Here is a 498-nt window from a genome sequence, read left to right as displayed (position 1 = left end):
AGGATCTGGGAATGGACTGCTAGTCACAAATCAATTTATCTCACTTTTGATGATGGTCCCATCCCCGAAGTTACGCCGTGGGTGCTGGAGCAGCTGAAGCAGTATAATGTAAAAGCGACCTTCTTTTGCATTGGAGATAATGTGCAAAAACATCCCGATATCTTTAGGCAGATCATTGCTGAAGATCATAGCATTGGCAATCACACCTTCAACCATCTTAACGGCTGGAAAACTAAAACTCCGGAATATGTACTAAATACTTTGAAGGCCCAACAGACTTTGGAAAAGAATCTTCCGGGGAAAGAACCTAATAAAAATCCCCTTTTTCGCCCCCCTTACGGAAGGCTTAAAGAAAAGCAGGCAAAGGAGCTCCAAAAAAGAGGTTTCAGGATAGTTATGTGGAGTGTCCTTAGTATGGATTATGCTGAGATCTCCCCGCAGAAATGCCTTGAAAATGTTCTTAAAAATGTAAGACCGGGAAGTATTATTGTCTTTCAC

Annotated in this window: 1 protein-coding gene; it reads left to right on the top strand. The window is 42.0% G+C overall.

Going from position 1 to position 498, the window contains the following annotated elements:
- Positions 1–498 (top strand): polysaccharide deacetylase family protein (locus tag HC175_RS17695; protein WP_168139593.1); only part of this gene is annotated, 498 nt, incomplete at both ends.

It is taken from the genome of Salinimicrobium oceani (assembly GCF_012037645.1).
Note: the sequence above shows the minus strand (reverse complement) of the source record. Positions and strands in the feature narration are given on the sequence as shown.